This window comes from Sphaerothrix gracilis Ecp01, assembly GCF_030405905.1.
GTDB classification, from domain to species: domain Bacteria; phylum Cyanobacteriota; class Cyanobacteriia; order Phormidesmidales; family Phormidesmidaceae; genus Sphaerothrix; species Sphaerothrix gracilis.
The window spans coordinates 263,469-272,016 of record NZ_JASATW010000006.1 but is presented as its reverse complement, the minus strand read 5'-3'; the positions used below and the strand labels follow the sequence as shown (position 1 = coordinate 272,016).

Below are 8,548 nucleotides of genomic sequence, written 5' to 3'. Positions count from 1 at the left end.
TGGCCGCCAGAGGCGCTGCCCGCTCCCGCCGATGAGCCACCAGAGCTAGCCCCCTTAAGCTGGAGCCGCGATCGCTTAATCCGGGCGATCGCCGCCCTGCCGGATACTGCGCCCGACTTTGAAATTGAAATTGAGCCAGAAGCGCCGCAGCCGCCTATGCTGCCCTCCCTAGCTGTTGCCGTGCTGCCGGGATACCTGGTGATGTCGGCCCAGGCGGCTCCGGTGCGGCAGCTAATTGCCGGTCAGCGCTCCCAAGCCCCAACGCTGCTGGACGCATCCCAGTTTCAGCCCACACTGACCAATCCCGATTTTGAGCAGGCTCTCGTCACTATCTATGGCAATGTCGGCCAGATTAATCGCTACGCCGTCGCCGATCCGACTATTTTTGATTTGCCCTTCCCCCCTCCCCTGCCCATACCGCTGCCGTTTCCCCGCCCCGATTTCTCCTCCGAAGATATTCGCGCTCTGACCGAAACAGATGCGGTGCTAGAAAGCTTTGTCAAAGTCACAGACGGCGGCATTTTGGCCCAGGGCCGCGCCTATATTGATCCGGCCCAGCCGCTAGAGCTAGGGCAAGCGCCTGCCGCAACGAACCCGCTGCCCCAGCTACTGCCAGCCCCCACCTACCTCTTCAGCAGCGGCTACGATTTGGGCGGTCTGGGTCTGCGGCTGCTCCGTCTTCTAGAGAGCTTCAATATTGAGCAGATTGACACCGGGCTGGCCTTTTTGAACATCGCGGTGACGGCGGCGACCGGGCTGGACTTAGAAGCTGATATTTTGGCCTGGATGGACGGGGCTTATGGCTTCTTTCTGTTTCCCAGCCGCGAAGGTCTGGTGAGTGAATTTGAGCCGCAAATTGAGTTGGGTCTGGGCCTGATGCTGCAAACCAGCGATCGCCCGGCGGCTGAACAGGCCCTGCAGGCCCTCGATCAGTTTCTGCTGAGCAACGGCGTCACCGTCGAGTCCCAGACCATCAATGACGTAGCGGCAACCCGCTGGGAAATTGCCCTGACAGAGGGAGCGAGCCCAACCGATATCGTCGGCTATGGCTGGCCTAGCGAGGATGTGCTGACCCTGGCGGCAGGCTCCGGCTCTCTGCGGCGCTTGCTCAATCCCCGGCCCTATGAGCCGCTGGCAGAACACACCACTTTTCAAAATGCGATCGCCCCTTTTCCGGCAGAAAATCAGGGTTATTCCTACATCAATATGGGGTCTACGCTGTCCTTTTTATACCGGGCGCTGGGCCTTAGCCTAGAGACTCCTTTTGTGCCGGAAGCCCAGCGTTTCTTAGGCACTTTGCACAGCATCAGCCTCACGACTTCGCAAGCGGCTGACTATGCCCAAGCCGATTTATTCTTTGTTTTAGCCCCGGCTGAAGACTAAGAAAAAAGCCCAACCAACGGCTGGACTCCCTAAATATGCTTTTAACGGTTTGATTTAAGTTTGTGATTTATCGGGCTATTTAAGATTGGATTAAAGTTTCCTAATTATATCACTTAACTGTTGCTTCTTGCAGGAAGCCCAGTTAAATGATATGTCGTAGGAGATTACTGAGTAAGATAGTTTTTCTCTCTTGAAATGACTGTAAATTAGGTGACATTCTGATAGTTTTTCGTTTTTTGCCAGAAATTATAGCTATGAACTTATTGCTTGAAGCCCTGAGATAGCTAGGTTTCGTAGCCTCTCACACCGCAGTTATTACAATTGATTACGCAATGGGATAGCCAGCCATAGCGATCGCTTCTGTGATCGCCGCGTTGGAGGCAACCGTGTTAATTTTGACCAGTTTGGTCGTGGGGTCAGCCTCAACTTGGGCATTGGGATCTACCTGATGGACGGCCTGCGTAATCGTTTCGGCGCAAGCCGCACAGGCCATTGTTGGAATCGTAAATTTGAGGGGAGTCATGGGGCTAAATTTTCCGGCGCGGCTATTGGCAGAATTGTTTCTATTCTAAAAATTGTCAGCCACGATCAGCGATTTAATCTTGAGGCAGCTTAGTCAATAAAGCGCACCTCTACCGGATCACCCGCTGTCACCTTCAGCTCAGCCGCCGCGCTGCCGTTGCTAACGGCAATCTCTACCCAGCCGTGACTGCCAATTAGCGCCACCAGCTTGCCCGCTGGCTGTTCTCCGTAGGCTGTCACCGCCTGAATTTCTAAAATATCAAGGCTAGCCACCCACTGCCGCTGCTGCAAAACTTTGCCCGGAATGGAGGTGACGAGATTGCCGAAGCGATCGATATACTGCACCGCCCCCTGGAAGCCGGCCCCCTGTCGCTGGTAGTTGACGGCGGGGAGGCGTTTAAGGCTAGACGGGGCGATCGCCGTTCCCAGCAGAGTAAACGTGGTGCCCTTGGCTAAATAAGCCCCCACAGGCGCAAAGATATCCCGGCCATGAAACGTCTGGCTGGGCTGGGGCGATCGCCAATAGATGGGGTTGTCTAGCTCAACGGCGGCTAGCACTGTGGTGTCGGCAAAAATGCCGCTAAATAAGCCATTATCCGGCCCGACAAAATAGCCCTGGGGCGTCTGCAGCGCGATCGCCCGCCGCTGGGTGCCCACGCCCGGATCGACAACGGCGACATGCACTGTGCCATCGGGAAAGTAGCGATAGGCGCTTCTGAGGTTGAAGCTGGCGGCTGCAACGGCCTGGGGCGCAATGTCGTGGGTCAGATCGATCACGGTGGCGTTAGGGAAAATCCGGGCGATCGTGCCTTTCAGGACGCCGACATAAATATCCTGACTGCCAAAATCCGTAAGTAAAGTGATCAACGCAGGCATAGCAAGCTTTTTATCAATTGTTCCCTGACATAGCCAGTAAAAATTTCGGTTTTCCCTCTTGCACTCTACCAAGGCGGTTTGGTTATGATAGTCACCAGTTCTACTGCGGCGTTGGTGACTGCCAACAATGTTTTACGATCTATGTCTTTTGTACAAGGGAACTAAACTGTGTCGATGGCAGTAGACCGGGCATTGTACCCGGAAACTTAAAATCGATGCTACGGTACCCACCTGGTTTCACCAGGTCGAAGACTGAGGTAAGACGGCGCTGCGGTGAACTTCTAGCTTTAAGAAGTCCTCTACTGGCTTTGTGGAGGGCTTTTTGTTTAGGCAAACAGGCTTACGGTTGGCCGGAAAATTGTATATAATTTAACCTCCCATTAATCTCATTTATTTTAATTTCATCCATTCGCTGGGCCGCCGTCAATCTATCTTCTACTGGCCCGGCTTGACGCAACAAAATTGGATCAAAGCCCTTGAATAGCTCAGACTTTCCGGCAACTGTTGTTCGCCTCGAAAACGGCTTGACGGTGATTCATCAGCAGATCACAGCTACGCCTGTCGTCGTCACTGATGTCTGGGTGAGAGCCGGGGCGATCGCAGAGCCGACAGACTGGGCGGGTATGGCCCATTTTTTAGAGCACATGATCTTTAAGGGCACCGATCGGCTGCCCCCCGGTATGTTTGATGCGGCGATCGAGAGTCGCGGCGGCATGACCAATGCGGCCACTAGTCATGACTATGCCCATTTCTTTTTGGCGATCGCCGCCGATGCTTTAGCCGAAACCCTGCCCTATCTGGCTGACCTGCTGCTGCACGCCGCCATTCCCGCCGACGAGTTTGTGCGAGAGCGCCATGTGGTGCTGGAGGAAATTCGCCAGTCCCTGGATGATCCAGACTGGCTCGGCTTTCAGGCCATGTCGGAACTGCTCTATCAAAAGCATCCCTATGGGCGTCCGGTTTTGGGCACAGAGGCGCTACTGAATCAGCGATCGCCAGAAGAGATGCGCCATTTTCACCAAGCCTACTACCAGCCGGAGAACATGACGGTGGTGATGGTGGGCGGCATTGCCCTAGAAAAAGCGCTAGAGATGGTTCTGCACGCTTTTCGGCCCTTTGCCAGTCAGGTGGATAAGCCCGTGGAAGCTAGGGAAGCGCTGCCCAAAATTAAGGGCGTGCAGCGGCAGGTCTTGCAGCTACCCCGTCTAGGACAGGCCCGACTGACGATGGCCTGGACGGGGCCGGGGGTGAAACAGCTACGCCAAGGCTATGGCCTCGATCTGCTTTCGGTGCTGCTGGCAGAAGGGCGCTCGTCGCGGCTGGTGCGGGAGCTGCGGGAGGAGCGACAACTGGTGCAGGACATCAGCAGCAGTTTCTCGCTGCAGCGCGAGGGCAGCTTGTTTACGCTCAATGCCTGGCTGCTGCCAGAACATGTCTCGATGGTGGAGGCTATTATCTGCGATCGCCTTGCCGCCTTAGCCACCGACCCAATTCCGCCGAGCGAGCTGAGCCGCTGCCAGCGACTGCTGTGTAATGACTACGCCTTTTCCACGGAAACCCCCGGTCAGCTCGCCGGACTCTACGGCTACTACGGCACCATTGCCCAGCCGGAAGTCTGCGTGACCTACCCGCAAACTATTCAAGCCTACGCCGCTGCTGACCTGCAGCAGCTAGCTCAGCAGTACCTCTCCCCGGAAAACTACGTGGCTACGATTCTGCAGCCAGCCTGAGGATGGGGCTACTAAGTTAGCTATGATGCTTCCTGTATGTGCTAAATTTACCCCCTGCTTCTCCGAGTGACTGTATCAACCTCCGTCAGCCAACCGCTCACGCACCGCACCGTTCTTGCCAATGGCCTCACTGTCTTAGTTGCTGAGAATCCAGTTGCAGATATTGTGGCCGCTCGTATCTTTGTGCGGGCGGGCACCGGGCGAGAACTGCGATCGCAGGCCGGACTGTTTAACCTGCTGGCGGCTTTGCTGACGAAGGGGGCGGCTGACCTTAGCTCGATGGACATTGCCGAGCAGGTGGAATCGGTAGGCGCCAGTTTGGGCACCGATGCTTCTGCCGACTACAGCCTGCTCAGCCTCAAGACGGTTTCAGACGACTTTGCCGAGATGCTGGCGCTGGCCGGTAAAATTCTGCGCTTTCCTACCCTGTCTCAGGCTGAGTTTGACCTAGAGCGGCGGCTGGCGCTGCAGGGCATCCAGTCTATGCAGGAGCAGCCGTTCACCGTCGCCTACAATCAGCTTCGCAGCATTCTCTATGGCGACCATCCCTACGCCCTGCCTGCCATCGGCACCCAGGAGAGCTTAGCCAATCTCGATCGCGCGGCGCTGCTGCAGGCTCACCAGACTTATTTCCGCCCTGACAACATGGTGGTCAGCATTGCCGGACGGATTGGTTTGGAGCAGGCGGTAGATTTAGTCAACACCGTTTTGGGCGACTGGCCCGCGCCGCCAACGCCGCTGCCGCCGCTTCAGTTTCCGGCGCTGCCTGACTTTCCCGTCCGCTCTATTTTGGTGCAGGAAACTCACCAGTCAATCGTGATGCTGGGCTATCAGACGGCATCTGTGAAGCATCCGGCCTACAGCGCTCTGAAACTGCTCAACACCTATTTGGGCAATGGTCTCTCTAGCCGCCTGTTTGTGGAGCTGCGAGAGAAGCGGGGGCTGGCCTATGATGTCTCGGCTTTTTATCCGACGCGGATCAGTGATTCTCAGTTTGTTGCCTATATCGGCACGGCTCCGGCCAATACGGCGATCGCTCTGGAAGGACTGCAGTTTGAGCTGGAGCGGCTGCGGACGGTGTCGCTGATTCCAGAGGAGCTGCAGACTGCTAAAAATAAGCTGCTGGGCCAGTATGCTCTGGGCAAGCAGACCAATGCCCAAGTGGCTCAGCTCTTGGGCTGGTATGAGACGATTGGCTTGGGGATGGAGTTTGACCAGCAGTTCTGCGAGGCGATCGCGGCGGTGACGGCAGAGCAGGCGCAGGCGGTGGCGGCGGAGTTTTTCGCGGCTCCCTATGTCTCTATTTTGGGGCCAGCCGAGGCGGTGGAGCCGCTGAAGTAGAAATCTGTCTGATTTTGCTACTTGCCTGCGGGCGCTAAATAGGGTAAATTCTTGACTTATAGCTGTGTGCGTGCAGCTTGTTCTGTTCCCAAAAATTTAGTCGTGCGGTGCCGGAAGTTGCGCCAACAACACCCGACACCTAACCCCCAAGTCTGTTGTAGCCAGTCTCGGAGGCTGAGTACTATGGTACTCGTGGCCGCCCCGTGCTGTATACGTTTGGGGCGGCTGAATTTTTGGGATTCCTAACCCGTTTCTATTGGAGGAATCCCTTAAATGCTTTATATCCCCTATATCTCGTCTGCCCTGCCAGGGGAGGCGACCCGTCCGCTATGCCTGACGATTCCCCGCGCTCAGCCGCAGCGGGAGCGCCTGCGCCATCTGGTGATGGGGTCGCCGGAGGGTGTGCGATCGACGATCAAGACTCTGCAGGTGCTGAACTACGCTGATCAGGGCTTGTGGAGCGAGCTGGTGACGATTCCCCCGTCCGGGGTGTTGCTGACGCCGGAGCAGGGGGAGGTGTTTAGCTACCTGATCCGCTATCGATCGCGGCAGTAGGCAAGGACATCTAAGGACCGTTTTTTGCGCTAAAGCGATCAAAGAAGGGACCGTTTTTTGCAATAAGAGCGAAACCCTTTCGTTAGTACCGGAAAAAACGGTCCCTGGAGGCGACTTCCGGTGCCAGGTAACGGATCTCTTGTGAAATGCCTATCCGACCGTTGCTCAAAGGCCCAAAATAAAACTTTATGTACGGCTGAAGTCTTTATCTGCTACAGTCTACAAGTCTTGACGCGAGAAGAGAAACACCGAACAAAAGCTCAACCCAAACAAAGCTCTCTATGCCTACCCCTACCCCCCAAGGGAGGTGTCCCTCTTGGGCAGACGTGCTAAATGTTACATTATCATAGCTTATCCACTGTCCCTTCACTCTCCAGCCTACGCGATCGCCCAACTTTTTCTCCGTTTCATAATCTACCTTACCACCCACTTCTAGCCAGATTTCCTTTTGCACGCTGAAGCCAAAGTGACCCTTGCTGTACTTGCCCCAAAGCTGATCGATTGTCCGCAGATCTGCGCAAGGAAACTGCTCAATACTTTCTGCATCTAGCCAGCCTTCTTTAGTTCTACCTGCCGCTTGCAGCATCACCTTAGCTGTTTCTTGATCTGCTTCTTTCCACTGCTGCTGTTCCAGCAATTCTTCCAAGTGGCCATAGTCAATCCCTTTCTCAGACTCCAGAGAGATTTCAATTTCTGTCAAAGGTTTATCAGTCGATTTACCGGAAAGATCTTCAAACTGGTTAGCATATGTCAGCCCACTATTGGCGTAGTCTGTAAACTCTGGATCAGATGTAAGTTGTAAGACAGCTTTATACTGTTCACAGGCTATTTTATATTGTTGTAAACCATAGCAATAGATATGTCCTCTTAAGAGAAGCACGTTGGGATCAGTAGGGTACTCCTGTGCTAGCTGATTGATAGCTGTGGCTGCCTTCTCATAGTTATTTTGCATGTAGGCTTTTTCGGCTTCCATGTATTTTGAGGAGAAAGCTATAGTCGAAACAGGCTTAGTAAACTCGTTCGATTTGTTTCCGTGCCCAGGATTATTTTGTTCTTTTCTCTTTAGAGACAAAGCATTACTCAAGGTTATCTTCACATCTTCATCCCGTAGGCTCAAAATACGCTGCAAGTCCTTCAGGTCTTGAATCGCTTCCTCGCTTAAAGGGAATTCATACTCAAGCTCCGCCTCTAGCGTTTCGGTATAAGTTTCTAAATGCTTTTGCTTTTCCCGGTATGGTTTAAGCACCTCTTCTTCTAGCTCTTTAGCCCGCTCCGGTACAATACCTAGTCGCAGATGTCGCTGCTTCAGATAGGCTCTTGCCGCAGGTCGAATTACGCCTTGCCGAATCTTCTTCTGCAATTCTTGACGATATTTCAGCTCCGGATCGCCCACAATTGCCTTGGCAATCAAAATCTCATAGCCCTGCTGCGCATTAAAAATCGTTGGCTCCATTGTGGGAGCAGCAATTTTCACCTTGGCCCGCACATAGTCATGCAAATGCCCCACCGAAATCTGGTCTTTTCCCGCTGCCGCTGCTGCCCCCGTCTTCAGCCCCTCCACCAAATAGCGCGTATAGACAGACAGCGGTTCCCCCTCCTGCTCCAGCGCATAGTTGCGCGAGTTTGCCGCCGTCAGCACTGCCCAGCCCTCACCGCCAAGCTGCGCTTCAATGTCCATGCCGCCGTCATCCATAGTCGAAAAACCATCAGCAAACGCCGCCCCAAAGCAGCAGTCTAAAATGACCACCTTGCGCTGGGCATAACAGTTACGAATCACTCGTTTGATAAAATCCGCCTCGATCGCCGTGCCCGGATTCAGCCGCTGGTTTTCAAAAAGCTGTGTCTGCGTTGTGGTTAGGTAAAAGTCGCCGGACATGTCTTTGATGCCGTGTCCGGTGAAGTAAAACAGTATCAGGTCTGATTTTTTTAGAGAAGCAAAGACTTCGCCTAGTTGCGATCGCATTGTGCCTACATCGGGATCGATCAGCGGAATCACGTGATCAAAGCCGCCAATCTCTGACTTAGTTAAAACTGCTTCTAATTCTTGAACGCCATTGGCAGGGCATTGCAGAGGTTTGAGTCCCGCGCCATAGTTTCCGACTCCGACCAGCAGTGCAACCTTTTTCGTCATCTATCCAATC

At 54.2% G+C, this 8,548-nt stretch carries 7 protein-coding genes and 1 other RNA gene; 5 read left to right on the top strand and 3 right to left on the bottom strand.

Annotated elements, in window-relative coordinates; all coding sequences use genetic code 11:
• Positions 1-1,383 (top strand): DUF3352 domain-containing protein (locus QJQ48_RS09100; protein WP_346290903.1); only part of this gene is annotated, 1,383 nt, incomplete at its 5' end.
• 325 nt (positions 1,384-1,708) lie between these two features.
• On the opposite strand, the gene QJQ48_RS09095 is transcribed toward QJQ48_RS09100, so the two are convergent.
• Both QJQ48_RS09095 and QJQ48_RS09090 read right to left on the bottom strand, forming a co-directional pair.
• The gene (locus tag QJQ48_RS09095) at positions 1,709-1,906 is read right to left on the bottom strand and encodes a heavy-metal-associated domain-containing protein (RefSeq protein ID WP_346290902.1); all 198 of its coding nucleotides are present in this window, start codon (positions 1,904-1,906) and stop codon (positions 1,709-1,711) included.
• Positions 1,907-1,995: 89 nt separating this feature from the next.
• Entirely contained in the window at positions 1,996-2,781 is a 786-nt protein-coding gene (locus QJQ48_RS09090; RefSeq protein ID WP_346290901.1) for an SAM hydrolase/SAM-dependent halogenase family protein, read from the bottom strand.
• Positions 2,782-2,878: 97 nt separating this feature from the next.
• On the opposite strand from QJQ48_RS09090, the gene ssrS reads away from it, so the two are divergent.
• The 4 genes from ssrS to QJQ48_RS09070 all read left to right on the top strand — a co-directional run bounded on the left by ssrS (position 2,879) and on the right by QJQ48_RS09070 (position 6,407).
• Positions 2,879-3,062, top strand: a non-coding RNA gene (gene ssrS / locus QJQ48_RS09085) — 6S RNA.
• Positions 3,063-3,257: 195 nt separating this feature from the next.
• Positions 3,258-4,511, top strand: a complete 1,254-nt coding sequence (locus QJQ48_RS09080) for a M16 family metallopeptidase (protein WP_346290900.1) — start codon at positions 3,258-3,260, stop codon at positions 4,509-4,511.
• A 66-nt stretch (positions 4,512-4,577) separates the two neighbouring features.
• A complete protein-coding gene (locus QJQ48_RS09075) occupies positions 4,578-5,852 on the top strand; it encodes a M16 family metallopeptidase (protein WP_346290899.1) in 1,275 nt (424 codons plus the stop codon).
• A gap of 273 nt (positions 5,853-6,125) precedes the next feature.
• Positions 6,126-6,407, top strand: coding sequence for a hypothetical protein (locus QJQ48_RS09070; protein WP_346290898.1), 282 nt, complete (start codon positions 6,126-6,128; stop codon positions 6,405-6,407).
• Between the two features lie 205 nt (positions 6,408-6,612).
• Here QJQ48_RS09070 and QJQ48_RS09065 read toward each other — a convergent pair whose 3' ends face one another.
• Positions 6,613-8,538, bottom strand: coding sequence for a caspase, EACC1-associated type (locus tag QJQ48_RS09065; RefSeq protein WP_346290897.1), 1,926 nt, complete (start codon positions 8,536-8,538; stop codon positions 6,613-6,615).
• Positions 8,539-8,548 lie beyond the last annotated feature (10 nt).

Excerpts from the sequence above, each read along its gene's own strand:
- QJQ48_RS09090 (WP_346290901.1), bottom strand. The coding sequence starts at position 2,781 with ATGCCTGCGTTGATCACTTTACTTACGGATTTTGGCAGTCAGGATATT.
- QJQ48_RS09065 (WP_346290897.1), bottom strand. The coding sequence starts at position 8,538 with ATGACGAAAAAGGTTGCACTGCTGGTCGGAGTCGGAAACTATGGCGCG.
- QJQ48_RS09070 (WP_346290898.1), top strand. The coding sequence starts at position 6,126 with ATGCTTTATATCCCCTATATCTCGTCTGCCCTGCCAGGGGAGGCGACC.
- QJQ48_RS09095 (WP_346290902.1), bottom strand. The coding sequence starts at position 1,906 with ATGACTCCCCTCAAATTTACGATTCCAACAATGGCCTGTGCGGCTTGC.